At 60.6% G+C, this 24,899-nt stretch carries 23 protein-coding genes and 1 tRNA gene; 1 reads left to right on the top strand and 23 read right to left on the bottom strand.

Annotation, left to right across the window (positions count from 1 at the left end; translation table 11 throughout):
* Positions 1-14 precede the first annotated feature (14 nt).
* Both yccS and G5306_RS06935 read right to left on the bottom strand, forming a co-directional pair.
* On the bottom strand, positions 15-2,168 hold the full coding sequence (yccS, locus tag G5306_RS06940) for a YccS family putative transporter (protein WP_421205452.1): 2,154 nt from the start codon (positions 2,166-2,168) through the stop codon (positions 15-17).
* 164 nt (positions 2,169-2,332) lie between these two features.
* Entirely contained in the window at positions 2,333-2,989 is a 657-nt protein-coding gene (locus G5306_RS06935) for a Bax inhibitor-1/YccA family protein (protein ID WP_227342215.1), read from the bottom strand.
* Positions 2,990-3,197: 208 nt separating this feature from the next.
* Between G5306_RS06935 and G5306_RS06930 the strand changes: the two genes are divergently transcribed.
* Positions 3,198-3,285 (top strand) — tRNA-Ser (locus tag G5306_RS06930).
* A gap of 84 nt (positions 3,286-3,369) precedes the next feature.
* Here the strand turns inward: G5306_RS06930 and chbG are convergent.
* The 21 genes from chbG to G5306_RS06825 all read right to left on the bottom strand — a co-directional run bounded on the left by chbG (position 3,370) and on the right by G5306_RS06825 (position 24,631).
* Positions 3,370-4,134 carry a chitin disaccharide deacetylase gene (gene chbG / locus G5306_RS06925; RefSeq protein ID WP_421312617.1) on the bottom strand — a complete coding sequence of 255 codons (765 nt, stop codon included), beginning with the start codon at positions 4,132-4,134 and terminating at the stop codon, positions 3,370-3,372.
* A 53-nt stretch (positions 4,135-4,187) separates the two neighbouring features.
* Entirely contained in the window at positions 4,188-5,534 is a 1,347-nt protein-coding gene (locus G5306_RS06920; RefSeq protein ID WP_421312616.1) for a 6-phospho-beta-glucosidase, read from the bottom strand.
* 145 nt (positions 5,535-5,679) lie between these two features.
* The gene (gene chbR / locus G5306_RS06915) at positions 5,680-6,507 is read right to left on the bottom strand and encodes a transcriptional regulator ChbR (protein ID WP_069554568.1); all 828 of its coding nucleotides are present in this window, start codon (positions 6,505-6,507) and stop codon (positions 5,680-5,682) included.
* Positions 6,508-6,561: 54 nt separating this feature from the next.
* Positions 6,562-6,915, bottom strand: a complete 354-nt coding sequence (gene chbA / locus G5306_RS06910; protein WP_421171701.1) for a PTS N,N'-diacetylchitobiose transporter subunit IIA — start codon at positions 6,913-6,915, stop codon at positions 6,562-6,564.
* 36 nt (positions 6,916-6,951) lie between these two features.
* Complete coding sequence (locus tag G5306_RS06905; RefSeq protein WP_421171703.1) at positions 6,952-8,334, bottom strand: glycoside hydrolase family 1 protein; 1,383 nt, start codon at positions 8,332-8,334, stop codon at positions 6,952-6,954.
* A gap of 68 nt (positions 8,335-8,402) precedes the next feature.
* Positions 8,403-9,764, bottom strand: a complete 1,362-nt coding sequence (gene chbC / locus G5306_RS06900; RefSeq protein ID WP_421171705.1) for a PTS N,N'-diacetylchitobiose transporter subunit IIC — start codon at positions 9,762-9,764, stop codon at positions 8,403-8,405.
* A gap of 14 nt (positions 9,765-9,778) precedes the next feature.
* Positions 9,779-10,096 carry a PTS sugar transporter subunit IIB gene (locus G5306_RS06895; protein WP_033135185.1) on the bottom strand — a complete coding sequence of 106 codons (318 nt, stop codon included), beginning with the start codon at positions 10,094-10,096 and terminating at the stop codon, positions 9,779-9,781.
* Between the two features lie 630 nt (positions 10,097-10,726).
* Positions 10,727-11,494: a GspN family type II secretion system protein ExeN gene (gene exeN / locus G5306_RS06890; protein ID WP_421203074.1), complete on the bottom strand. Its 768-nt coding sequence runs from the start codon at positions 11,492-11,494 to the stop codon at positions 10,727-10,729.
* Positions 11,491-11,982 (bottom strand): GspM family type II secretion system protein ExeM, encoded by a 492-nt coding sequence (exeM, locus tag G5306_RS06885; protein WP_319919440.1) that lies wholly within the window; start codon positions 11,980-11,982, stop codon positions 11,491-11,493. Before exeM ends, exeN begins: the two co-directional genes overlap by 4 nt.
* Positions 11,979-13,163 carry a GspL family type II secretion system protein ExeL gene (exeL, locus tag G5306_RS06880; protein WP_319919441.1) on the bottom strand — a complete coding sequence of 395 codons (1,185 nt, stop codon included), beginning with the start codon at positions 13,161-13,163 and terminating at the stop codon, positions 11,979-11,981. The genes exeM and exeL overlap by 4 nt, the downstream gene beginning before the upstream one ends.
* A gap of 122 nt (positions 13,164-13,285) precedes the next feature.
* Positions 13,286-14,287 (bottom strand): GspK family T2SS minor pseudopilin variant ExeK, encoded by a 1,002-nt coding sequence (exeK, locus tag G5306_RS06875; protein ID WP_266134240.1) that lies wholly within the window; start codon positions 14,285-14,287, stop codon positions 13,286-13,288.
* Entirely contained in the window at positions 14,277-15,002 is a 726-nt protein-coding gene (gspJ, locus tag G5306_RS06870; RefSeq protein WP_421312646.1) for a type II secretion system minor pseudopilin GspJ, read from the bottom strand. The genes exeK and gspJ overlap by 11 nt, the downstream gene beginning before the upstream one ends.
* Before the next feature lie 17 nt (positions 15,003-15,019).
* Positions 15,020-15,379 carry a GspI family T2SS minor pseudopilin variant ExeI gene (gene exeI, locus G5306_RS06865; protein WP_421312615.1) on the bottom strand — a complete coding sequence of 120 codons (360 nt, stop codon included), beginning with the start codon at positions 15,377-15,379 and terminating at the stop codon, positions 15,020-15,022.
* Complete coding sequence (gene exeH / locus G5306_RS06860; RefSeq protein WP_421312614.1) at positions 15,376-15,948, bottom strand: GspH family T2SS minor pseudopilin variant ExeH; 573 nt, start codon at positions 15,946-15,948, stop codon at positions 15,376-15,378. The genes exeI and exeH overlap by 4 nt, the downstream gene beginning before the upstream one ends.
* A gap of 47 nt (positions 15,949-15,995) precedes the next feature.
* On the bottom strand, positions 15,996-16,427 hold the full coding sequence (gene exeG, locus G5306_RS06855; protein WP_005338297.1) for a GspG family T2SS major pseudopilin variant ExeG: 432 nt from the start codon (positions 16,425-16,427) through the stop codon (positions 15,996-15,998).
* A gap of 97 nt (positions 16,428-16,524) precedes the next feature.
* Positions 16,525-17,745, bottom strand: a complete 1,221-nt coding sequence (gene exeF, locus G5306_RS06850; RefSeq protein ID WP_421312613.1) for a GspF family T2SS innner membrane protein variant ExeF — start codon at positions 17,743-17,745, stop codon at positions 16,525-16,527.
* Position 17,746: 1 nt separating this feature from the next.
* Entirely contained in the window at positions 17,747-19,252 is a 1,506-nt protein-coding gene (gene gspE, locus G5306_RS06845; protein WP_421203079.1) for a type II secretion system ATPase GspE, read from the bottom strand.
* Positions 19,252-21,291 (bottom strand): GspD family T2SS secretin variant ExeD, encoded by a 2,040-nt coding sequence (gene exeD / locus G5306_RS06840; RefSeq protein ID WP_227342243.1) that lies wholly within the window; start codon positions 21,289-21,291, stop codon positions 19,252-19,254. The genes gspE and exeD overlap by 1 nt, the downstream gene beginning before the upstream one ends.
* Before the next feature lie 21 nt (positions 21,292-21,312).
* Positions 21,313-22,155, bottom strand: a complete 843-nt coding sequence (gene exeC, locus G5306_RS06835) for a GspC family type II secretion system variant ExeC (protein WP_421203080.1) — start codon at positions 22,153-22,155, stop codon at positions 21,313-21,315.
* Between the two features lie 221 nt (positions 22,156-22,376).
* On the bottom strand, positions 22,377-23,063 hold the full coding sequence (gene exeB / locus G5306_RS06830; RefSeq protein WP_216978323.1) for a GspB family T2SS assembly factor variant ExeB: 687 nt from the start codon (positions 23,061-23,063) through the stop codon (positions 22,377-22,379).
* Positions 23,063-24,631: an ExeA family protein gene (locus G5306_RS06825; RefSeq protein WP_216953162.1), complete on the bottom strand. Its 1,569-nt coding sequence runs from the start codon at positions 24,629-24,631 to the stop codon at positions 23,063-23,065. The genes exeB and G5306_RS06825 overlap by 1 nt, the downstream gene beginning before the upstream one ends.
* Positions 24,632-24,899: the final 268 nt, after the last annotated feature.

Below are 24,899 nucleotides of genomic sequence, written 5' to 3'. Positions count from 1 at the left end.
CGCTAATGGGGCTATCAGGATTGGGCGGGCATGGTAGCGCCTTGATCCCCGGTGAGCAACCGACTCTCGTTGGCCAGATGCAGCAGCTGATCCGCCAGCTCGCTGATCAGGTTGAGCTGCTGGGTCAGCATCAGCTGCTCCTCGCTGCTGTCCGTGCAAAGAATGGGGCACTGACCACCGATGGAACTGGAGGGGTTGCCCGCCAGATGTCCGGCGGCCTGCTCCAAGGTGTGGCAGATGTGGTGGCGCACCTCATCCAGCCCGCTGATGGCCTCCAGCTTGTCGCGATGGGCTCCCAGCGCCGAAATGTAGGAGAGCAGGGCATGGTTGCGCCAGGTGAGGGTAAAGCAGAGATCGAGGAAGCGGCGGCGCTTTTGCGGCTCCACCAGCATGCTCTGCCAGGCGGTGGCCAGCTCGCTGTCTGCCAGATGGGCGCTCTTGCGCGCCACCCGATAGTCGATGGACTCGTCTCGCTGCTGCTTGAGGCTCGCCAGCACCGCCGAGAGGTAGCGGGCGTTGGCCGAGAGCGAATTGGCGATAAGCGTCGGCAGCCGCTTGTACTGCCAGTCCGGCCAGAGCCAGGCCACCAGCCCGTAAGAGATCAGGCAGCCGAGCAGGGTATCGAGCAGCCGTGGCCCGAGAATGGCAAAGCCGATGCCATCAAGCAGATTGAACGCCATCAGCACGTAGAGGGTGATAAAGCAGACCGCGGCGCTGTAGTTGTTGCGCACCTGGGTGAAAAACAGGAAGGCGGCCAGCCCCATCACCACCAGCTGAACGTGCAGCTCGGGGAAGAGCCAGAGCACCGGAATACCCACCAGAATACCTGCGAAGGTGCCGAGCATCCGCTGCACCAGTCGGCGGCGGGTGGCGCTGTAGCTGGGCTGGCAGACAAACAGCACGGTCAGCAAAATCCAGTAGCCCTTATCCATATCAAAGGTTTGCAGTATGCCGTAGCCGATCACCAGTCCGAGCGACAAACGCAGCGCGTGGCGAAACACCATGGAGTGCAAGGTGAGGTGCTGCTTGAGCTGGGCTAGCAGCGGCAGGCGGGGGGGGCGCGCCAGCGCTGGCAGATCCTGCTCCGGCTGCTCGGGGTTTTGCAGCACTTCGGCGCTGCCCAGCAACTGGTTGATGCTGGCCAGATTGCGGCGCAGGAATTTCATCGGCGTCAGCAGGGTTTTCGGGTAGTGCTGCTTGAGATTGGTGAACTCCAGCTGATCGCCTAGGGCCTCCAGCGTCCAGTGGATGCGCTTGTTATGGGCGTAGGGCTTGTGCACCAGAATGGCGTAACCCAGCCGCTGGCATGCCTCGGAGAGTTGCAGGAACACCTCCTGAAATCCTTCCAGTACGATGCCTTGCTTGAGCTCCGCTTCCAACCGGCTGTAGGGATAGTGGCTGGAGGTGGCTCGCTCGTGAATCTCCAGCGCCAGAAGATAGAGGCGCAGCAGGCTGGCCAGCTCGGGGCTCGCCGGATGGCGGCGGCTCAGGCGGGCGTTGAGGGCCGACTTGGTGAGGGTCAGCGCGCTCACCAGATTGATGTTGAGCTGGGCCAGATTGTGGCGAATGGCCTGGGCGCCGTGCTCGTCCGCCGGGAAGAAGCGGGACTTTTCCAGCAGGTAGCGGCCAAGGGCGAAGTAGCTCTGGGCCAGTTGCTCGTGCAGGGTCTTGTAGGGCAGCAGCCAGAGCCAGATAAACGAGACCAGCCCGTACCAGAGGGCGCCGGCGCCGAGTGCCAGCGGCTGGTAGAAGAGATCCGGCGCCTTGGCGGCCCCCAGCATGGTGTAGATGGCGATCAGCAGCGAGCCAAAGCTGATGGTGGCGTAGCGGGCACCGAGGGCCCCCACCATCACAAAGATAAAGGTGGAGCTGGCCAGCCCGATGGCAAACAGCCAGGGGGTGGGGTAGAGATACTGCACACAGAGGGACGCGAACATGAAGCAGATGAGCGTCATGGCGAGGTTTTTAAGGCGTCCCCACAGGCTGTCGTCGGTTTCGGCAATGGCACCCGCCACGACCCCGAGGGAGAGCAGCACGGTGAGCTGGATATTGCCGGTGGCCAGGGTGAAGGCGAGCAGACCGAGAATGGCCAGCAGCACCTTGAGAGCGAAGTAGATGTGACTATCGGTCAGCAGTCGGCGCAGCAGGCCAGAGAGATCCATCGGCATGAGACAGGTGAAACCCTTGATCGAAACGAGAGCGAGATAGTAACCCGCCAAGCGCGAAGTGGCCCTGATCCAAATCAGGGCCACTTCGCTTCATATCCTTGATTTACAACTTATCCTGACAAAAATCGGCGCCAATAAAAACCCCGCCGAAGCGGGGTTTCTGATTAGTTGCGGTTGCCGCCAAGCAGGCTCAGCAGGCTCAGGAAGATGTTGTAGATGGAGACATACAGGGTGACGGTGGCAGAGATGTAGTTGGTCTCGCCACCGCGCACGATCTGCTGGGTAGTCAGCAGGATGGCACCGGAGGAGAAGAGCATGAACATGGCGGACAGAGCCAGGCTCAGGGCGCTCATCTGCAGGAAGATGTTGGCAATCATGGCCACCAGCAGTACCCAGAAACCGACGAACAGCATGCCGCCGATGAAAGAGAGGTCACGCTTGGTGGTCAGGGCATAGGCCGACAGACCGAAGAAGGTGAGCGCGGTGCCGCCAAGGGCGGTCATCACGATCTCGCCACCACCATTGTTCATATACATGTTGATGATGGGGCCCAGGCTATAGCCCAGCAGACCGGTCAGGGCGAAGGTGAAGACCAGCCCCATGCCGTTGTTGCGATTCTTCTCGGTCAGGAACATCAGACCGTATACGCCGATGAGGAAGATGGCCCAGTGCAGCGGCGGCATGTTCATTACGGTCGCGATGCCCGCCACCACGGCAGAGAAGCCCAGAGTGAGGGAGAGCAGCATATAGGTGTTACGCAGCACCTTGTTGGTATCGCGTACGGCACTTTGGGTGCCAGTGTAGATAGAACGGGTATCCATCTTGGGTGTCCTCTTTATGTCCGGGTGAGACGGCGAGCAGCCGCCTCGTGATCGCTGTTTGTTACTGCATGTTTACGCATTGTATGTAGAACAAATAGGGATGACGAGGAACAATTTCAAGCCACCTGCCATTTTGCTCCCGCACACTATCCCACAGGAAATATGTATTGCATATGAACGAGGGCTTAGCGTAGTATGCACGCCGTTCGGAGGGGTGGCAGAGCGGCTGAATGCACCGGTCTTGAAAACCGGCGATGGGCGACCATCCGTGGGTTCAAATCCCACCTCCTCCGCCATATTCAAAGAGAAAGCCCAAGCGATTCAATCGCTTGGGCTTTTTTGTATCTGCGGTTTTTACCGGTCCACCTGATGGCCTGCGGCTATTGCCACTCCCGATAGCTGGCGAGGCGGTAGCCGCGCTCGGCGATAAGGGCGGGCAGGGACGGGTCGGTCAGGCTCGCCAGTTCGTTGAGGCGGGGCTGGCAGTAGGAGCTGCCCTGCATTTCAAGATCGACAAAGGAAGGGTGGCACATGATCTCGAGCGAATGGGCCCCCAGTTCACTGGCCTCATCGAGCAGTTGCAGCAGGCTGGCTTGGGTCAGCTGCGCGCCGTAGAAGCGGTCGTCGAACCGATCGCAGCTCTGCGGGTGGGTGACGGTCAGGCCGTGGCGGGCTATTTCGCCCCGGTCGATGCGAAGGGGCAGGCCATGCGCCTTGGCGAAAGCCTCCACCAGCGGGTAGAGTGTCGGCAACATATGAACATGGTGGTGGCTGTCGATATGGGTCGGCTGCTTGCCGAAAATCGCGACAAAGCGCTGATACTGACTCGCCAGCTCACCGGATATCTCGGCCAGATCCAGCTCTCCCGCCTCGCTCTTGTGCCAGATCCCCTTGTTGAGCTCGCCCTGCTCGTTCACCAGCGAGGTGAGCGGCGTGAGCGGCTTCCCCCAGCTGAGCATAAAGTGCAGCCCGACTGGCAATTCGGGGAAGCGTTCGGCCAGCCAGGCGGCGTGTGCGATAGCGGGGGAGGTGACGATGGCGCTGGTGGAGCTGACGACCCCGTGCTCGAACGCCTCTACGATGCCGTAGTTCTGGGCGCGGCAGAGGCCGAAGTCGTCGGCGTTGATGATCAATCTTTTGCTCATGAGGATTCCCTTGCGGTTAAGCACCCCGCCAGTTCGGGCGGGGCGTGTTGGCCTCAGGCGAGGGCGTCGATAGCGGCGGCGAAGTTGGGCAGGTGTTCGCGGTGGGCCAGCAGCAGCTCGCGGGCGACGATGCGGGCATCGTTGTCGGAGTGGATCAGCGGGTTGAGGTTCATCGCCAGCAGCAGGTCATCGAAGTCGCCGCTGATGGCAGCCTTGGCGGCGGCTATCTCGAAGCTCTTGATGAGGTGCACCAGCCCGTTCACCTTGTCGTCAAAGCGGGTGAGGCGCGGGTGGGGGATGGCGCCATCACGCCCGATCAGGCAGCTCATCTCCACCGTCCAGTCGGCCGGGATATTGGTGACATGGCCCTGATGGGGCACGATGACGTAGTGCTCGCTCTGCTTGTCGTTGTAGATGGCGCTGATCACCTCGCAGGCCGCATCGGAGTAGTAGGCGCCGCCACGCAGCTCCAGCTCCTTGGGCTTTTCGCACAGCTCGGGGTTCTGGTAGAGCTCGAACAGCTTCTTCTCGACCTGCTGCACCACTTGAGCCCGGGCACCGCCCTTGTAGAACTCGCCCATCTCGATCCCCAGCATCTCTTTCTCCTTGAAGTAGTAACGCAGGTAGGAGCAGGGGAGCAGGCGCAAGCCGCGGATAAAACCGGGGTCGAACGGCAAGTCGAAGATGTTTTTGACCGAGCTGGCGCGGGTCAGGCTGCCATCGGCGACCCCTTCCAGCAGCTCGTCAAAGCGGGATTCGCCGTTGACCAGCACATCGCCGATAAAGACCAGATGATTGAGGCCGAACAAATCCATGGAGAAGTGATCATGCTCGGTGAGCTGGAGGGCATCGCGCACAAACATCTGCATGCCGACCGGAATGTTGCACACCCCGATAAAGCGGCGGAAGTTGGTATGACGGCGCACCGCTTCGGTCACCATGCCGGCCGGATTGGTGAAGTTAATCAGCCAGGCATCCGGGCAAAGCGCTTCCACGTCGCGGATGATGTCGAAGATGACCGGTATGGTGCGCAGTCCCTTGAACAGGCCGCCTGCGCCGTTGGTCTCTTGCCCCAGCATGCCGTGGCTCAAGGGGATGCGCTCATCCTTCTCCCGCGCCTGCAACTGGCCGACTCGAAGCTGGGTGGTGACGAAGTGGGCGCCCACCAGTGCCTCGCGGCGATCCAGGGTTTTGTGCAGGGTCATGGGGATGCCTGCCTGGCGGATCATCCGTTGGCACAGGTCGAAGATGATGTTCAGTTTCTCTTCGCCAGCGGGAATATCCACCAGCCACAGCTCGCTGATGGGCAGCTCGGCATAGCGCTTGATGAAACCATCGACCAGCTCGGGGGTGTAGCTGCTGCCGCCGCCAATGGTGACTACCTTGATCTTCTCGCTCATAAATCCCTCTTCATCGATCTTTCTAGGTTTGATGGTGGCCGCTCTGTCTTCATGGTGAGAGGGGCCGCAGCCGCCTGTGGCAGGGGCTGGTCACAATGGATTGGTTCTCTTGAACCGGGTTGTTTAGGTCAGCAAGTCGCTGGTCTCAGGCTGAACTTTCGAATTTCGGATAGAGATATTTGCGGTAACTGCCCGGGGTAAACGAGGTGAGCTTCTTGAAGTTTTTGATAAAGAGGCTGACGTCGTTGTAGCCGGTCTCGAAGGCGATATCGGCCACCGAGTTGTTGGTCACCTCCAACTGCATCTTGGCGTAGTTGATCCGGATCTCATTGATGATCTGCATCGGCGTCTTGTTGTAGTAACGCCGGGTGGCCCTGGTCAGATACTCCTGGCTCTTGCCACAGAGGGAGACCATGTTGGCCAGCGCATCCTCGGCAAAGAGGGGGCGATCGTGCATCCGCTCCACGGTTTCGTGGAGCCAGAGCGGAAGATCATCGCTGGCGGAGGTGTCCTTGTAGTGACGCAGCCGGTTCATCACCGCGTAGGTCACCACTTCGAGAAATTCGGTCAGCGCCTCTTCCCTAAACCCCGGCGAGACCAGCACCGACTCGATGTAGCTGAGGAACTCGCTCTTGAGCGGATAGGCCTGTGAGGCGACGAAGTGTTCCGGCAACAGGTATTTGAAGTGCTCGTCAAAATAGGTACGGGTGATCCCGACGTTAAAGATGCGGGTGGTGCCGAACTCGTAGAAGCTCTGATGGCGGGAGCCGAGCGGGATAAACACCACGTCCCCCCGCTCCAGCAGCACCCGCTTGCCGTTGACCTCCTGATAGTAACGACCGGTCAGTACCAGGGTGAACTCGTAGTAGTCATGCTGGTGCAAACCGGTTCCGCTCACCTGTTTGTTGTAGATGAACATGTGGAACGGTTTGTTGTTAAACAGTTCGGTTTCCCGGATTGTTTTAACGCTCATGAGTCGCTTCCTGATCTGCGGGCCGATGACGGGGCCTCTCGCCCCGTCCGGAGGTTATTGGTTATGCAGCTTTTCGTGCAGCTCGATCAGCTCGCTGATCAGCTCACGGGCCAGCATGGAGGTCATCAGGTGATCCTGGGCATGGACCAGCACCAGGGTGACCGGGATCTTGCCTTCCCCCTGATCGTCCTCGATCAGCTGGGTCTGCACCAGATGGGCGGCATTGAGCGCCTCGCGGGATTGGGCCATCAGCTGGTGAGCGGCGGCCAGGTCCCCCTCCTTGGCCTTTTTCAGCGCGGTGTAGGCGAGACTGCGGGCCTGCCCGGAGTTGATGATAAGCCCCATTACCACCTCTTCCAGATCGTTGCTGGTGGTGGCCTCTTCAGTGATGTTGTCCAGATCGAACATGTGTCGTTCCTTACGTAAATGCGTTAATTGAAACCGTTAATTAAAACCATGGTTGCGCGCTACCTCGGCAAACCAGTAGCCGCTTTTCTTGATGGTGCGCTGCTGGCTCTTGAGATCGAGGCGGACGAAGCCGTAACGGTTCTTGTAGGCGTTGAGCCACGACCAGTTGTCGATAAAGGTCCACAGGTGATAGCCGCGACAGGCGCTGCCCTCTTCCAGTGCGCGATGCAGCCACTGGAGGTGCTCGCGAATGAACTGGATGCGGTAGTCATCCTCCACCCGTCCCTCGGGACCGATAAAGCGCTCTTCCCCTTCGACCCCCATGCCGTTTTCCGAGATGTAGCAGGGCAGGTTGCCGTAGTTGACTCGCAGGTCAGTGAGGATGTCGTAGATCCCTTTTTCGTAAATCTCCCAGCCGCGGTGGGGGTTCATCTTGCGGCCCGGCATCTCGTAGTAGTCGAACAGATCTTCCGGCGTACGCGGTACACCCGGCAAAGCCACCTCTTTGGCCTTGACCCGGCGCGGCTGGTAGTAGTTGATGCCGAGGATATCCACCTTGCCGGCGGCGAGCAGCGCCTTGTCACCCTCTTCGATCTGCGGCAGCAAGTCGTACTGCTCTAGCAGCGCGATCAGCTCGGGGTCGTAGCTCCCCTTCAGGGCAGGATCGAGGAAGCTTTTGTTGAGCAGCAGATCCGCGATGCGGGAGGCGGCGAGATCTGCCGGATCCTGCGAGCGGGGATAGGTTGGGCTCAGGTTGAGGATGATGCCGATCTCGCCATCATGCTGGCAGGCGCGATAGGCCTGCACGGCACCGGCATGGGCCAGCGCGGTGTGGTAGGCGACGGTGGCCGCCCGACCAAAATCGACCACGCAGGGGTAGTGGTAGTGGCCAAGGTAGCCGCACTCGACCGGCACAATCGGCTCGTTGAAGGTGAACCAGTGCTTGATGCGACCGCCAAACAGGTCGAAGCAGCGGGTGGCGTAGCGCACATAGGCGGCCACCACTTCCCGGCTCTCCCAGCCGCCACGCTCCTGCATGCACATCGGCATGTCGAAGTGGTAGAGGTTGATAAGCGGGGTGATCCCCTCGGCCAGCAGCCGGTCAAAGACGGCGTTGTAGAAGCTGACCGCCTCCTGGTTGATTTCGCCCACCCCGTCCGGGATCAGCCGTGACCAGGAGATGGAGGTGCGAAAACTGTTGTGCCCCAGCTGCTTGAGCAGCTTGATGTCGCTCTCGAAGTTGTCATAGAAGGTGGAAGTGTCGGTCGGGCCGACCCCGTTGTGGAAACGCTGCGGTTCGATGGAGAACCAGTAGTCAAAGATATTGGTGGATTTGCCGCCGCGGTTGGCGGCGCCTTCCATCTGCGGGGCCGAGCTGGCGCTGCCCCACCAGAAGTTATCCGGAAAACGATACTGCATGGGTTACTTCTCCAGGCTGTTAGGGGAGGAGTTTTGCTCCTCCCTTGCTGTCATTGGAATGGCTGTTATCAGAACTTCAGAGCCAGAGCGATATCCTCTTCGCTCTCCTCTTCTTCATCGATGACGTTCTGCGCTTTGTTGGCAATCAGCACGAAGGGGATATACATCATGGTCGCGACACCCAGGTTGAATATCGCCAGACAGAAGGCGGCCACGCTGCCGTTGGTGTTGAAGAAGGCACCCAGGCCGGTCGGCATGGTCCATGGCGCTATGTTGGTGATGGGCGGGATGAGCCCGGCGTAGTAGGCCGCCATGGTGATCCCCATCAGTACCGGGTGCACCAGGATGAAGGGCACCAGCAGGATGGGGTTCATGATGACCGGCAAGCCGAACAGGATGGGTTCGTTGATCTGGAACAGACCGGAGGGCAGACCCAGCTTGGCCACCTGACGGTAGTCATCGCGGCGGGAGACCATAAAGATGGCCAGGATGAGGCCCAGTGTGGCACCGGTACCGCCGAGGAAGACGAAGGAGTCGGTGATCGGCTTGGCCCAGAAGTGGAACTGTTTGCCTGCCGCGATGGCCGCTTCAACCGAGCCGTACTGGTTGTAGAGGGCGACGTTTTCCAGGGCGAAGGGGAACAGAATGCCGGATTCCAGCGCGGTGAGCGCCAGCATGCCGTGTACCCCGAAGAACCAGAGGAAGGAGGAGAACACCACATAGACCCAGCCGACCAGACCGCTCATATTGGACAGCGGCTTGGCGATGCTGTCCATGATCAGCTGGTGGAAGTTGGTGCCCGCATCGCTCAGCAGATAGGAGATGACCCCCATGATGGAGAGGATGATAAAGCCCGGAATGAGCGCGGAGAACGAGCGGGAGACCGAGGCCGGCACGCTGTCAGGCAGGGTGATCACCCAGTTGCGACGGACGATAAAGGCGAACATCTCGGCCACGACGATACCGATCAGCATGCCGGAGATGATGTTGGCTCCGCCCAGCCAGTTGGCGCCCACCGCATAGGCGTCGCCCACGCTGAACGGCGTGACGGTCATAAAGGCCGCTACCGAGAGCAGGCCCGATGCCAGGGGATCGCTCTTGCGCTCTTCGGCCAGCGCCAGACCGATAAAGAAGGGGGCCATCAGGGACATGATCCCCAGAGTGCCGTTATAGACGTTGCCACCGATGCTTTTGAGGCCGTCTAGGGTGGCGATGGTGGCAGGATCGAGCCGCACACCGATGGAGTAGAAGAAGGAGCCTTCGCCAAAGCTCAGGAACACGTTGTTGATCAGTACGAACATGGCCCCGACCAGTGTCAGGGGCATCAGCTTGATAAAGCCGTTCTTGATGGCGTTGACATGAGGCTGTTTGCCCAGCTTGACGGCAATGGGCAGTATGACCTTCTCCAACGATGCGATGATGTTGCTCACAGGGATCTCCTTACCTATGCGAGGCTCTTCTTGATGGAGGCTACTGCCGCCTTCAGTACGCCGAGGCCATCGACCTTGCCGTAGAGCAGGGTGTCGATCACCTCGACCGGCTTGCCCGGCAGTTGCTGCTGGATCTCCGGCAGCATGTAGGCGATTTGCGGGCCCAGCAGCACCAGGTCGGCATCCTGTCCCTTCTCGCCTGCCAGGGTCTCCGGATAGGCATCGATCAGCACCGGCACATCATATTTTTCCGCCTGCGCCTTCATCTTTGAAACCAGCAGTGAAGTGGACATGCCCGCAGAGCAAAACAGGTAGATACGCTTCTTTTCCATAACCCTTCCCTCAACGCTTGAAAACCAAATGAACAGATCGGTCGAGATGCGTGTCTGTCGTGCTAGCAAGACAAATCAATCATCTCCAGTTGACCTCATTGTATCTACCCATGGGTTTCATCTGGTATTTCGATACCTATATCAATAGTCTTTGGTTGACCATGGTTTTTGCCGTCGCTCACATTTTTGATGGGCAGGCGCAGCGGAAATGAGATGGGATGGGGCGCAAGGAGGATGTTTTCCTTGGTTTAATCTTTATTTTTCAGTTGGTTATTTTTGTGGCCTTAAAGATTGCTGCAAGTTGGCTGAAAAAGATCAATAACGGGTGCTAGCTCACATTTCACAAGGAATGCAACCTGATTGACATTCAGAAGGGCGGGGATGAGCTGCCACTTTTTCGACAAGGTGCTCGCTCATTGACCATTGACGGCAAGTGGATTGGCGAGGGAGGCGGGCTTTTTCCACACTGAGCGGGTTGAAGGAGAGGGTGAACAGGCACCTTGCAGAGGTTATTGCGCTAAGTGAGAGTTGAATGAGTAAGAGCTGAGGGGGTCAGTGCAGTGAGAGGAGAAGGCACAAAGGGATAAACAAGCTGACCCCGGAGTGGCTCCGGGGTCGGCGGGATAGGGGTTAGACCCGCCCCTGATAGCGCAGGGGGAAGCGGCCCTGACTGTCGGGCTGTCCGAGGAAGGGGAGCCCTTGCTGCATCTGTGGTGGCAGTTCCGGGCCCGGCTTCAGGGTGCCCTGGAACAGGTATTGGCCATTGGGTTGCAGCTCGAGGCGACCCATGGTCTGTACCGCATCCGAGCCCTGCTTGAGTTCGGCCACCAGTTTGGAGTCGAGGCAGGTGAGTTTCAGCTCGGGGTCGGCCAGATCCAGCTTGCCCGCCGGGGTATCGGCGCTGGCATTGTACCAGTCGAGGTTGCCGTAGAGGTTGTCACACCAGGGGTTGCCCTGGACAAATTGCTCCACTTTGAGCTGCAGCTGGCCGCTGACGGTGATCGGGATCGGCAAGCGCATCGGCACCCGGCTCAGCAACCAGGGGGCGGGGGCGTTGAGGGTCAGATCCCGGCCGAAGGCGGCACCATTCCAGCCGACAATGCCCTGACCGTTCAGCCCGTTGCGATCGCCAAAGCGTATGGCCACTTCGGGTGCGAAGCGCAGCAGCGACCAGCCGTTGAGATCCCAGCGCAGCTGGTTCACCGATTCGCTGGCATATTGCAGTCGGGCGATCTGGCCATTCCAGAGGGTGCCGCTCACCCCTTCCAGTTTCAGCAGGTTGGCAACGTTGGCAGGCAGCGGCAGATAGCGAGCCACCAGCGCCGCGGGCAGGGTGGCCAGCAGGAAGAGCAGATAGGCTGTCAGAAACAGGCTGGCAATCAGGATGCGTTTTTTCATTGTGGACGACTCAACTGCAAACGTCTGACCTTGACCAGACCCGGGGCCAGATCCTCGCGGGCGATCTCGATGATTTGAACCTGAATGCCGTGCTGCTCCACCAGCGTGGAGAGCCAGAGCAGCAAGTCATCGAACTGGACCGTGTCGATCCACACTTGCAGCTCCTGCGCCTGGGGTTGCAGCCGGGCAATCTTGATCTTGTGGTTGAAGGCGGTGCGGTTGACCACCCCTTCCAGGGTGCCGCTGGTATCGATCTGGCGACCCGCTCCACCCTGCATGGCCAGCACCTCTTCACCCTTCTCCTTGAGCCAGGCGAGGGTCTGCTGCTGGTTTTGTACTTGGCGTTCGCGCTCGGCGATGCGGTTGTTGAGAGGATGCCAGACACTCCAGTAGAAGAGGCCGACCAGCAGCAGTATGCTGCCAGCAACCACCAGTCGCTGTTCCCGTGCTGTGATGCCGTGCCACCAGCTCTGCAATTTTTCCATCATGATGATTTACCCTTGAGCACCAGCGCCCCTTCAACCTTGCCCTCGGTGCTGCGCACCTCGCCTTGCTGTACTTCGAATTGCTTGCCCGCCAGCTCGCGGAACCGCTCGATCTCGGCAAAGCCGGGGGCGGTCACCTGCAGCCGCAGCTCGCGGCGACTGGCATCAAAGCGCATCACCTGCGGCTTGAGGCCGGGGACTTCGGCAAAGGTGGGGGCCAGCTCGGTGAGCATCAGCAGCACACCGTTTTGCGGGGCCTGTCCCATCTGTTGCAGATGCTGGTTCATCTGGCTGCGCACGTTCACGATGCGGCTCTCCCCCGGGAAAATGCGGGTATAGACGGCACGGATCTCCGCTTTCAGCGCCTTGTCCTGCTCGGTGAGCTGATAGAGCTGTACCCCGCGCTGGCCGAGGGCCACCAGCAGCAACAAGCCTGCGGTGATGGCCACCTTGCGCCACTGCAACCAGTAGCGGGCATATTCGGTCTGGGGTCGATAGGGGCCGGTCAGCAGGTTGGCGCGGCAGGTGAGGGCCCCCTTGGCCAGCAGCAGCATAGGGAGTTCAGGCTCCGCCGCCTGCCAGTTGGCGGCGGCAATGGCGGGCTCCGGGGTGTGGCTGTGGATGGTGACCGGCTCGACTTCGGTTGCCAGCAAGATGGCCAGCAGCGGTTCGTCGGCGACGATCCCCTGACAGGGGCCCTGGCGTACCAGCCACTCATTGCCGAGTTGCAGCGCAGACCAGCCATCAGCGGCCTGTGGCAGCGCCAGCACATCGGGCAGCAGTTGCAGGCTCTTGAGGCCAGCGGCATCGAGCCAGCCGAGCCACTGGGCCATCTTCTGCCGATCCACCGCCATCAGATCCACCTGCTGGCCCTCATGGGCCAGCACCACCAGATGGAGCTCGTCCACATCGGAGGCGATCTGCTCCTCCAGCAGGTAGGGGAGGGCCGCTGCCGACTGGCGGTTGTAGCGACCCGGCAGGGTGACGCGCCGGAAGATCAGATCGCTGCCCGGCACTAGCGTGACCACTGGGCGGCCACCGGCCCGATCCTGCAGCTCGCTCAGGGCATCGGCCGAGGGCAGGGTGCCGGAGGCGATGATCTCCTGCTCCTGACCGGACCAGACCAGCCAGGCCACGGGTTGTTGTTTATTGGTCCCCAGTCGGATGACCAGACTTTCGCTCACGCATCTCTCTCCTGCGATACCGGTTTGCAAAGGGCGTTGTGCGCCCTGGCAACCGGTGCGCAGCCCGCAGGCTGCATCCAACATCTCTCGTACCCGCAGGCGATGGCCTGCAGGTGCGCTGTTTATTCGGCGCCGCTACTGAGGCGGCGCAGTATCACCAGTTTATTGTCCTTGCCCCGCTGGAACAGGGTTTCGAGCCAGGCCCGGTTGTCGCCGACCTCGGCCACGACCCGGGCTTCGAAGAAGTCGCTCTTGACCACCAGCGCCTCTTTCAGCCCTTTCACCGAATCGACCGGAGCGAGCATGTCTGTCATCAGCTTGCTCTCTTTCCACCCCTTCTGTGGCCGCTCATTCAGTACCCGCTTGGCATCATCCAGCCCGATAGTGCCCAGATAGAGGGCAACCAGCAGCTCGGGGCGCTGGGGGGCAAGGGTATTGATATTGATCTTCAACTTGTCGTTGGGCAGGGTGCAGACGTAGGGGGCCAGTCTGGCATAGACCCTGGCCGTCACCCCGCGCACCGCCCGCAGCTCATCCTTGCCCAACATCCACTGGTTGGCGGTCAGGTAGGGTGGCTTGAGCCCCTCGTAATAGGCGTCCTCTGCGCCAAGGCTGGAGACCAGCACCGTATCCTTGTCGGTCCAGTCACGAATGGCATCGGTGAGCTGGGCCGCCTCGTAATCATCCATTGCCAGCTCCTTGAGCAGTTCGCGAAACACCTGCACCGGATAGGGCTGCTGCGCCAGCTCCTCGCCGCTTCCCGCCTTGGAGGCCACGCTCAGGCTGTTGAGGTTGAAGCAGGATTGCAGGTCGGTCACCTCGCCCTTGAGCTGGCCATCATCCACTGGAAACACAGTGTTCTTGCGGGCCCAGTTCTGGCTGAGGTTAACCACCTCGGGGTTGTCCTTGAAATCCTGCGTCAGCACCTTGCTTACCAGCGCTTCCGCCGAGAGGGCATACCACCATGCCTGTTTGCCTGTGGTGATGTTGGCGGTGCGGCGCAGCTCAAGCTGCAGGCGGCCGCTCATATTGCTGGCGATGATCACCATCACCGAGAGGATCAGCAGCACCACCAGCAGCGCCATGCCGCGCTGGCGACCGGGGGCGGCGAGATTAGCCCGCATTGGCGCCCCCTCCGTTCTGGCTGTCACCATTACCGCCATTGGTATTGCCGTTGTTGTTGTTGCCACCTTGGTCGGGGTTGCTGCTCTGGCTGTTCTCTTCGGCGCGCTGGCCACCGGCGCCAATCAGGAACTGACGGCGAATGGTGCCGTAATCTTCCAGATCCAGCTCCACTGCCAGCCCGTGGGGCAGCACGCTGCGCTGGGTCCACTCCTCTTTCCAGTTGCCCTTGTCGAAGAAGTAGAGGCGAAACGCCGTGACCCCTGTCAGCACCGGCTGGATGCGCGGCTCGGTGCCGATCACCGGATCCGGATAGAGGTAGCTCAGGCGCTCCAGCTTCTGATCCTTGAGGCGCCAGCCGACCCGCTGCAGATGGGAGCGGGGCAGCATGCCGTCCGGGTTGAGCCAGCCGCTGCGCATAAAGGCCATGCCCCAGTCATCGCTCTGCTGGCCGAACCGGGAGGCCGCCAGCAGCACCTTGTTGTTCTCCCCCTCGATGCGACCGCTGCGCGGCACCATCTGGGTGATGTCTCGCTCCAGCAGGGTGAAGGCGAGTTGCAGTTCGTTGAGGCGGGCCTCCTTGCGCTTGGCCACCTCGTCGCTGGTGAGCACCCCCTGCAGCACCTGATAGGCACCCATGCTGAGAGTGGCGAAGATGGCGATGGCCACCAGCATCTCAAGCAGGGTAAAACCGGCGTGACGGACGGGGCGAGGCATGCGGGCGGATAGCAGGGTCATCGGCTGATATAGGTCCGCATCATGGCGACCGGGTTCTCGGCCTTGGCCTCGGTGCGCACTTCCATATCGAGCGCACGGAAGTTGTTGTCGGCGGTGGCGACGCCGCGATAGCGCCAGTACCAGGTGCTGCCCGCCATCTGCTCATCCCCTTCCACCCAGCTGTCACCGGGCCACTTGTTCTCGAGCTTCTGTTGCACCAGCTGGTTCTCTACCACCCAGGTGGCGAGTGTCTTCTGCTCCAGATAGTTGAGGGCCGAGAGGTGTTCGCTGGTGGTTTTCATTACCGCGAGACCCGCGATGGCAAAGACGGCCAGTGCGACCATGACTTCGAGTAGTGTCATGCCCCTGGCTTTCATTCGCTCACCTCTTCATTTTCATCGCCGGTGAGCAGGGTGAGGCGGCCGAACTCGTCCCCCTTGACGATGCGGGTGTAGCGCATCTCGTCATCCTGCTGGGTGAAGGTGAGCACGAACGGGCTCAGCTCGCCGCCCGGGAAGATCAGCAGCTGTGGTGTGCGCTCCTTCTCGTCGCGCTTCTGTTCGGTTTTCTCGTCGGAGTCCGGCTGCCAGCCAAAGCCTTCCAGCTCCAGCGCCAGCGTCATGTTCTCGGCCAGTTGCACCGGCCCCAGCTGCTTGTCGCCAGTCAGGGCCAGCCACTTGCGATCCTTGGCCTGACGCTGCATAAACTGCCAGCCGTTATCCTCGATGCGAATGCCTACCAGCCGACCATCCATCACCGCATACTCCTGCGCCAGCTGCAGCGTCGCCATCAGGCGACGCGCCTGCTTGTCCAGCTCCCGATCTCCTCTGGCGCCTCCCATGCTGAGAGTGACGGCGGTGGCCACTAGTCCCATCAGCATGGCGACCAGCAACACTTCCAGCAGAGTAAAGCCTGATTGGCGACGGGCAGATGGAACAACCCTCATTCAGGCTGCTCCAGCAAGGCGGAGTGAATGCGCTGGCGACATATCACTTATTGGAAATCCTTCAGGTTCCAGTTGCCGATGTCATCATCGGTACCGGCTTCACCATCCAGACCCATGGAGAAGATGTCGATCTTGCCGAACTGGCCCGGGCTCAGCAGTTGGTACGGGTTGCCCCAGGGATCTTGCGGCAGGCGCTTGATGTAGCCGCCATCGCGGTAGCTGCGCGGTGCCGGATCGATGGAAGGCTTGGTCACCAGCGCGTCCAGGCCCTGTTCTGTTGTCGGGTAGCGGTTGTTGTCCAGCTTGTACATGTCGAGGGCGTTTTCCAGCGCCACGATATCGGAGACCGCTTTCTGCTGGTCAGCTTTCTCCTTGTTGCCCATCAGGTTGGGCACCACCAGACTGGCCAGAATGCCGAGGATCACGATGACCACCATGACTTCCAGCAGGGTAAAACCGGATTGACGACGTTTGTTCATGAGTTGCTCCGTAACGAATGAGATGGGATGGCCCATCAGAGAGTGATCACTGGGTGGGTTCGACGGGCCGCCAGCGGCGCCACCGAACACCGGAAACTTACATATTCACCATATTGTTGAGCTCGAGGATCGGCTGCAGGATCGACATCACGATAAACAGCACCACCCCGGCCATGGAGACCACCAGCATGGGTTCGAACACCCCGAGGGCGATATTGACCTGGGATTCAAACTCCCGATCCTGGTTGTCTGCAGCCCGCTCCAGCATGCTGTCGAGCTCGCCGCTCTGCTCGCCGGAGGCGATCATGTGCAGCATCATGGGCGGGAAAATCTTGGTCTCGGTCAGCGACTTGCGCAGACTGGTCCCCTCGCGCACCCGTTCGGCGGCCTCGAGAATGCGCATTCTGGCAAAGTCGTTGGAGAGCACTTCGCCGGAGATCTTCATCCCCTCCAGCAGCGGTACCGCACTGGCGTTGAGGATGCTTAACGTACGGGCGAAGCGGGCGGTGTTGAGACCGCGGCTGACCCGGCCAATCACCGGCAGGCCGAGCAGCACCTGATGCCAGCGTCGGCGACGCTTTTCATCGGTGAGCCACCAGCGCCAGACAAAGCTGCCAAGGAAGATCAGCAGCAGGAACCAGAGGCCGTAGGCCTGCATCAGTTCGCTGGTGCCGATGAGAAAACGGGTGGTGCCCGGCAGCTGCTGGCCCATGTGTTCAAACTGGGCCACTACCTTGGGTACCACGGCGGTGAGCAGGATCGATATAACCCCGATGGCGACACAGGTGAGCACGATGGGGTAGATCATCGCCTGCAGCAGCTTGGTGCGCATATGCTGGCGCTGCTCTGTGTAGTCAGCGAGACGGTTGAGCACCTTCTCCAGATGGCCCGATTTTTCACCGGCCGCCACCATGGAGCGAAACAGCTGGTCGAATACATGGGGAAAGGCCCCCAGCGAGTCGGCCAGCGAATAGCCTTCCACCACCTTGCTGCGCACGGTCGCCACCAGAGAGCGCAAGTGAGCTTTTTCGCACTGCTCGGCCACCGCCTTGAGCGCCTCTTCGATGGTGAGGCCGGCCCCCACCAGAGTGGCCAGCTGGCGAGTGATCAGGGCCAGCTCGGCTGTGCTGGCGCCACGACGGAACAGGGCGAAGCGGGTCGCCTCCCGTTTTGCCTTCTCGGTGGTCTCGTTCACCTCGAGGGGGGTGAGCCCCTGCTCGCGCAGCAGTTGGCGCACCTGACGGACCGAGTCACCCTCCATCACGCCGCTCTTGCTGCGCCCCTTGTTGTCGAGGGCCTTATATTCGAATGCCGCCATCTCAATCTTCCCGGGTCACGCGCAGTACCTCTTCGAGGCTGGTCTGCCCCTTGAGCACCTTGTCGATACCGTCGCGGCGGATGCTGGGGGTGTGGCCGCGGATCAGCCGCTCGATGGCCATCTCGCCGCTGGCGCCGTGAATGGCTTCACGCACCGCCTCGTCAACCACCACCAGTTCGTGGATGCCGGTCCGGCCACGATAGCCGGTGTGGTTGCACTGTTCGCAGCCCACCGGATGCCAGATAGGCTGATCAGGTTCCAGTGTGATACCCATTGCAAGTCGCTCCTGCTCGGTGGGCGGACGCGAGGCGCGGCAATCGGGGCAGAGGGTACGCACCAGCCGCTGGGCCAGCACCGCCAAGAGCGACGAGGAAAGCAGGAAGGGCTCGATCCCCATGTCCCGCATCCGGGTGATGGCGCCGATGGCGGTGTTGGTGTGCAGGGTCGACATCACCAGGTGACCGGTCAGTGACGCCTGCACCGCAATCTGGGCGGTTTCAAGGTCACGAATTTCCCCCACCATCACTACGTCCGGATCCTGGCGCAGAATGGCGCGCAGGCCGCGGGCGAAGGTCATGTCCACCTTGGTGTTGACCTGGGTCTGGCCCACCCCTTCGAGGTCATACTCGATGGGGTCTTCCACCGTCAGGATGTTGCGATCCCGCGAGTTGATTTCTGACAGCGCCGCATAGAGGGTGGTGGATTTACCGGAACCGGTCGGGCCGGTGACCAGAATAATGCCGTGGGGCTTGCGAATAAGCTCGCTGATGATGCTGCGGTTGGCCGCGGTCATCCCCAGCTGCTTGAGCTCGAGGCGCACGTTGTTCTTGTCGAGCAGACGCAATACCACCCGCTCGCCGTAGCTGGACGGCATGGTGGAGACCCGCACGTCGACGGCGCGGCCGCCGATACGCAACGAGATACGGCCATCCTGCGGTACCCGCTTCTCGGCAATATCCATCCGCGACATCACCTTGATCCGCGAGACCAGCAGTGATGCCAGCTTGCGATGGGGGCGCAGGATCTCCCGCAGTACCCCATCGATACGAAAACGGATCACTAGTGCCCGCTCGAAGGTCTCGATATGGATATCGGAGGCCTCCTCCTTGATCGCCTCGCTCAACATGGCGTTGATGAGGCGAATGATGGGGGCGTCGTCATCGGCATCCAGCAGATCTTCGCTTTGCGGCAGCTCTTCGGCCAGGGCGAAGAAGTCCATCTCGTTGCCGAGATCTTCCATCAGCTGGCGCGCTTCGGAGGAGTCGCGCTGATAGTGGGCCATCAGCAGCTCTTCGAAGGCCTCGTTGTCGAGCTGCTCCACCGCGAAGCTGCAACCCGCTACCCGCCGAACTTCCAGCAGGGCCTGCGGGGTGACGCCGGGGCGGCACTGCAGCACGGGAGCGCCGTCCCGCTCAATCAGGATCACCCCGAAGTTGCGGGCAAAGGCGAAGGGCAGCTCCGGCAGCGGGGGCGGCAACTCGCCGCCATCAAGATGGTAGGCACTCATCAGGGACGGCTCTGCACAAAGGGGGTGGTGCTGTCAGCTGTGTTCTGCTGGCGGCGTTTTATCTGCTCCATCTGATTTTCCACTTCCTGCCGGATTTCGGGTGACATCATCACATCCTGGCCATAGACGGGCAAAACCTGACGGGCGGGCGAGGTGAGATACCCCTCCTGGGCGGCAGCATTGAGCTGTTCGGCGCGGAACAGGCTGTACTTGTTACTGGAGACGCCGGTATAAACCTCCGCATCACGCAAGATGGTGGGCCGGATAAAGACCATCAGGTTGCGCTTGTTGGTGTTGGTGCTGGTGGAGCGGAACAGGTAACCCAGTACCGGGATATCGCCGAGTAACGGCACCTTGGAAACTTCCTCCTTGGTCTGCTCATCCATCAGGCCACCCAGTACCACTGTCTCGCCACTCTTCACCAGTACGGCGTTTTTCACCGTGCGGGTATCGAAGGTGGGACCTAGTCCCTTGGTACTGTCTGATACGACCTTGGCGACGCTGGAGACCTCCTGCTCGATGTTGAGCAGTACCGAGTCCCCTTCGTTAATCTGCGGCGTAACCGTCAGCTTGGTGCCCACCGTCTTGCGCTCTATGGTGTTGAACACCTGATCGCTGGTGGTGGAGCTTTGTGAACCGCTCTGCACCGGCACCTCCTGTCCGACATTGAAGGAGGCCTCCTTGTTGTCCATGGTGACGATACTCGGGGTTGAGAGAATATCGCTCTTGGTATTGGAGGCGAGAGCCGTCGCCAACATGGCCCAATCGCCGTGATAGAAACCGGCGGCCATCCCGTTAAAGCTCCCAAGCAAGTTGGTAGCTGTCTCGGTATTGCCATCCTGGTAATCCTTACCGGCTGCGATGGCTCCGCCAATGGGCAGTGTTGTGTTGGTAAATTGGGTGCCGCCAGCGTTGGTGTTGGCCCACTGCACGCCCAGATTGAGGCCGTCACTGTCGGCAATTTCGACGATGATCGCTTCTACCAGCACCTGGGCGCGACGGATATCGAGCTTGGCCACCACCTGCTCCAGTTCCGCCATCACATCCGGCTGGGCGGTGATGACCAGGGCATTGGTTGCCTCGTCGGCAGAGATGGCCAGCTTGCCACCGCCGATGCTGGCGCCCCCTGTGGTTGCTCCGCCCCCCTTCTTGTCAGCCTCGATGCTGGAGCTGACCCCCTTGAGCACATCGACCATATCCTTGGCCTTGCCATATTTGAGATAGAAGACCCGGGTGTTGCCCTGACTCTGCAGGTCGCGGTCGAGCTGGCGAACCATCTGGATGATGCGGGCGCGCGCTTTCGGCTCACCGCTCACCACCACAGAGTTGGTACGCTCGTCGGCCACCACCTTGGGCGACAGCAACAGAGAGGCGGTGCCCCCTTGTGGATTGCCATCCTTGTTGAGGTTGGTCACCAGCCGCACCATCTCGCCGGCCGAGGCATATCTCAGCTTGATGATGTCCACATCCTGATCGCCTGCGCGGTCGACCCGGTTCACCACTTCCACCAGACGGTTGACCACGGCGGCGCGGCCGGTGATGAGCAGCACGTTTGATGGCTCGTAGTGCACCACGTTGCCCCCACCGGCGTTGTCGTTGAGCTGGCGCAGCAGGGGAGCCAGTTCACGCACCGAGACGTTGCGTACCGGCACGACTCTGGTCACCATCTCGTCGCCCACTCCCGGGTTATTGCCATCCACCACCGGAATGGCGGAGGTTTTGGCATCCCGCGAGCGGAGCACCTTGAGCACGCCGTTATTCATCGGCACCACGGCAAAGCCGTAGACATCGAGCACACTCAGGAAGAACTGGTAGTACTGCTCCTCGTTGAGCAGGTCGTAGCTGCGCACGTTGATCTTGCCGCGCACCGAGGGCTCTATGATGATGGTCTTGTTGAGGTTTTTGCCCACCGTATTGATGAACTCTTCGATGTCGGCGTTCTTGAAGCTGGCAGAGTACTCGGTGGCCCAGGCTGAGCCCGCCATCATCAGAGCCGCTGCGATAGTGGCCAGACGCCAGCCTTTCCCTTTAGTGGTCATTATTGGTACGACTCCAAATCATTATTCTGACAAGCGCACATAGATGTCGAACTGTTCGCCCTGCCGCTCGACGGTTACTGTCATTTCCGTTGCGCCAGCCAGCTGCTGCATCGCCTGCATGGCTTGCATGTTGTCACGCAGATCCAGTCCGTTGATGCTGATGGCCAGATCATTGGCCTGCAGCCCGCTTTGGTTGAAAAATTCCGGATTGTTGCCCGGGTTGAGGCGATAACCGGCCATGCGGCCATCCATCTGAACCGGTGAAATATTGAGGTAATCAGTGATCTTGCCCGGATCGGCCATCAGCTCGCTGCGCAGAGAGCCAAGGAGAGTGGTATTTGTTGTTTGCGGTAGCGGCTTGCCATACTCCTCGCCATCCAGCATCAGGGTCTCGTCGCGGCCATCCCGCTCTATGATGACCCGATCCGGATAGACCTGCCGGATCCGCGCCTGGGTGCCGTCAATCATGTCGCCAACCCCGTAGGAGTTCTGGATGCCGGACATGGCGATGATGGCGATGGATTTGGCCGGATCCGAGCTGGCCAACACCCCGTTGAGCTGGGCATTGAGCTGGGTGCGCGGCGCATTGGCGGCCACGGCGGTTTTTGCCTGCGCCTTGGGGATCGCCTTGCCAAACAGCGCCAGTCGGCTCACCTCGCCCAATTCAAGGCGCGGACTGCTCTGGCCGCTGACCGCCACGGTGGAGGGTTGCCACGGCTGGCTGGATTGCGGGTTTGCCAGAGTGAGCAAGCGCCAGGTGAGGGCTGCGCTCTGCTGGGCCAGCATCAGCAGCAGCGCCAGAAAGAACACTCCGGTGACGCGAGTCAAAGGAAGCTGCCGGCACCGGGCCAGCAGCAGGGTCAAGATGTCATCCCTGAATCGTAGCGTCATATTAATCAACAAATTCCAGGCTCTGGGGCGGCTGCGTATTGTGTACGGCTGCGTGCTGTGACACAACGGGTCGGGGCGCACCAAACCGTAAAAATGGATATTTCATCACACCGTAAACCTTTGAATGCTCATAAAAGTGGCACTCAGGCGAGGTGCATCCTGCTTGCCAGCGATTATCAGGGGAAGGTGTGTACTCACCCTTGCCAATCCTGCAACGCCTTGAGGGTTACGCTCTGGCCTCCGACATCCAGCACAATGTACTGCTGGTCGATGGTGGCGAGCACGACCCCGGGGGCTATTTCGCTCCCTTCCCGGTATTCGCGGCCATTGAGCACCACGGCCCGCTTGGCCGGATTGGATGAGAACACATGGGAGCCATAGCTGAATGCGGGCACTTGCTGGCGAACCGAAAGCGGAGCGGCATTCAGCGACATCAACTGGGCCGGCTGCACGCTTTGGGAAACTGTACCCGATTCCTGTTGCAGCGGTGTTTCGTTGAGGGCGCGCATCAGCTGTTCGGCCAAGGTTGGTCGACTGGCTGCCGGATTGCTGGCAGCCGCTGCGACCCTGGGCTGCTGCACTACAGGTTCCGGCAGGGGCGGGGGCAGCGGACGGGTCACCATCGCCTTGGGCTCAACCCGCACGAAGGGGGAGGCAATCACCTCTTTTACCTCCACCTTCTCCTCGATGGGACGCAGGTGGATTAGATGCCAGCCATAGTTGGCACCCGCCCCCAGCAGCAGGGCAAGGGGCGCCAGCAACCAGCCGACGCGACGCGCGGGTTGCGCCTCCTCGCGGGCTATCGCCAACCCCATGGCGGGAATATGGCTCTGTTGCGAAGGCTGCTGGGCACGGCGCAGGGCATTGAGCAGGGTAGACATCAGGAGGTCTCCTCCAGTCTTGGCATGGGTTCGCCGGAGAGTGCGTTGAGCCGCAGCAGGGTGTTGCTGCCAGCGATGCCGTCAGGGGTGAGCCCCTGATCCCGCTGGAACTGCTGCAGTTTGTTCTTGAGCTCGCCATCAAAACGGCGCACCTTGCGTTCGGGTTGTTGCAATGCTCGGCTCAGAGCGTTGTCGAGCCACTGGATCTGGGTCTGTCCGGCATTGCTGGCGATCAGGCTGACGCCCCCTTTCGGCATGCGCCAGAGCAGGGTATAGCTGCCACCCCAGTTGTCGCTGAGCCACTGGCGATCCACTTGCCAGCTTTGGTTGCCGATCATCAGGCTGGCCTTGCTTGGCCCCAGATTGACCAGTGTCGCGTAGTAGAGGCCGCCAGTCTGGTCAGTGAGCGTGATCATGGCGGGATGCTGCAGGGCGCGCAGCTCCTCGAGGCTTGCCTCTCCCTCCTGGCAGCGCAGACCGGCGCGAGGGGCGTTGTCACAGGTGGCATCGAACGGTTCCGGTTCATAGCCCCAGACCCGATAGAGATTCTGCATGGCGCTCTCGGGGTCGAGGGCCTGATTGATCGCCTCGGTTAACTGTTCCTGTTGTTCGGCGGTCTCGTCAACGGTGACAGGCACCTCGACCTTGACCACAGGCCGTTCGGGGAATACGCCGAAAAATTGCCAACCCCACCAGCCTGCAGCTACCAGCAAGGCGCCAGCCAGTGTCACCATCAGACCGGAAAGCCAGCTCCCCTCATCACGGACGCCGCTCACCTCGAACGCTGCCTGGCTGATGTCGCCATGAACAATCTTGTAGCTGCCACGGGCGAAGGCGGCGAGCAGGGCGCGATCGCAGATGAGGTTGATCAGGCGCGGAATGCCGCCGGAGAGCCGATGCAGCGTCTGGATCGCTCTGGGGGTAAAAATGGGCTGCACACAACCGGCTACTTGCAGCCGGAAGCGGACGTAGGCATCCACATCGGTGGCGGAGAGGGGCAGCAGGTGGTAGCGGGCGGTGATGCGCTGGGCCAGTTGGCGCAACAGGGGCTGGCGCAGCATCTGTTGCAGTTCGGGTTGGCCGATCAGCACGATTTGCAGCAGTTTTTTCTCGTCGGTTTCCAGGTTGGTGAGCAGACGCAACTGCTCCAACACCCCGGGCAACAGATGTTGGGCCTCGTCCACCAGTACCACGCTGCGCTTGCCTGCGGTCAGGTTGGCCAGCAGGTGGTCGCGGATCAGGTCGAACAGTTGCTTGATCCCGGCCTCGGCGGGGTAGGGGAGTTGAAACTCGTCGCAGATGGCTGCCAGCAGATCCCGTTCGGTCAGGGAGGGGTTGAGGATGTAGGCGATCTCGGTATCTGCTGGCAACTGCTGCAGCAGGCAACGGGAGACGGTGGTTTTGCCGGTGCCCACTTCGCCGGTCAGCAGCACAAAGCCGCCACCATCCTGCAATCCGTAGTTGAGGTGAGCAAGGGCTTCGCCGTGGCGCTCACTCATATAGAGGTATTTGGGATTGGGCGAGATGGAGAAAGGCGGTTCCGATAGGCCGAAGAACTGTGTGTACATGAGGGGATTCTTTTGTAGCCGGCGACAGATAAGAAATGTCTCCGGATGATAGCAAACCTCGAATTCATTGGAAGCCATCATTGGCAAAGGATGACAAATTGCAGCCTTTTCCTGTCATCTTGTGATCCAGATATCGCCCCGTTGCACCATGGTACTCAAAAATTGCAACCAATCTGAAAAATAAGTTTTTCATCAATGGCTTGTCGGTATGCGTTGTCACAGTAGTCCGGTGTTTTCGGATCAATAGTCATGGTCTGGCCACTATTTA

Origin of the sequence: Aeromonas sp. 603404, assembly GCF_049171775.1 — a bacterium.
Classification (GTDB): domain Bacteria; phylum Pseudomonadota; class Gammaproteobacteria; order Enterobacterales; family Aeromonadaceae; genus Aeromonas; species Aeromonas veronii_A.
The sequence above is the reverse complement of the archived record's forward strand: the minus strand, read 5'-3'. Positions and strand labels throughout refer to the sequence as shown.

Bases quoted from the DNA above. Each gene is read 5' to 3' on its own strand.
- yccS (WP_421205452.1), bottom strand. From the start codon at position 2,168: ATGCCGATGGATCTCTCTGGCCTGCTGCGCCGACTGCTGACCGATAGT.
- G5306_RS06935 (WP_227342215.1), bottom strand. From the start codon at position 2,989: ATGGATACCCGTTCTATCTACACTGGCACCCAAAGTGCCGTACGCGAT.
- chbG (WP_421312617.1), bottom strand. From the start codon at position 4,134: ATGAGCAAAAGATTGATCATCAACGCCGACGACTTCGGCCTCTGCCGC.
- G5306_RS06920 (WP_421312616.1), bottom strand. From the start codon at position 5,534: ATGAGCGAGAAGATCAAGGTAGTCACCATTGGCGGCGGCAGCAGCTAC.
- chbR (WP_069554568.1), bottom strand. From the start codon at position 6,507: ATGAGCGTTAAAACAATCCGGGAAACCGAACTGTTTAACAACAAACCG.
- chbA (WP_421171701.1), bottom strand. From the start codon at position 6,915: ATGTTCGATCTGGACAACATCACTGAAGAGGCCACCACCAGCAACGAT.
- G5306_RS06905 (WP_421171703.1), bottom strand. From the start codon at position 8,334: ATGCAGTATCGTTTTCCGGATAACTTCTGGTGGGGCAGCGCCAGCTCG.
- G5306_RS06895 (WP_033135185.1), bottom strand. From the start codon at position 10,096: ATGGAAAAGAAGCGTATCTACCTGTTTTGCTCTGCGGGCATGTCCACT.
- exeN (WP_421203074.1), bottom strand. From the start codon at position 11,494: ATGAAAAAACGCATCCTGATTGCCAGCCTGTTTCTGACAGCCTATCTG.
- exeM (WP_319919440.1), bottom strand. From the start codon at position 11,982: ATGATGGAAAAATTGCAGAGCTGGTGGCACGGCATCACAGCACGGGAA.
- exeK (WP_266134240.1), bottom strand. From the start codon at position 14,287: ATGCGGGCTAATCTCGCCGCCCCCGGTCGCCAGCGCGGCATGGCGCTG.
- gspJ (WP_421312646.1), bottom strand. From the start codon at position 15,002: ATGCCTCGCCCCGTCCGTCACGCCGGTTTTACCCTGCTTGAGATGCTG.
- exeI (WP_421312615.1), bottom strand. From the start codon at position 15,379: ATGAAAGCCAGGGGCATGACACTACTCGAAGTCATGGTCGCACTGGCC.
- exeH (WP_421312614.1), bottom strand. From the start codon at position 15,948: ATGAGGGTTGTTCCATCTGCCCGTCGCCAATCAGGCTTTACTCTGCTG.
- exeG (WP_005338297.1), bottom strand. From the start codon at position 16,427: ATGAACAAACGTCGTCAATCCGGTTTTACCCTGCTGGAAGTCATGGTG.
- exeF (WP_421312613.1), bottom strand. From the start codon at position 17,745: ATGGCGGCATTCGAATATAAGGCCCTCGACAACAAGGGGCGCAGCAAG.
- gspE (WP_421203079.1), bottom strand. From the start codon at position 19,252: ATGAGTGCCTACCATCTTGATGGCGGCGAGTTGCCGCCCCCGCTGCCG.
- exeD (WP_227342243.1), bottom strand. From the start codon at position 21,291: ATGACCACTAAAGGGAAAGGCTGGCGTCTGGCCACTATCGCAGCGGCT.
- exeB (WP_216978323.1), bottom strand. From the start codon at position 23,063: ATGTCTACCCTGCTCAATGCCCTGCGCCGTGCCCAGCAGCCTTCGCAA.
- G5306_RS06825 (WP_216953162.1), bottom strand. From the start codon at position 24,631: ATGTACACACAGTTCTTCGGCCTATCGGAACCGCCTTTCTCCATCTCG.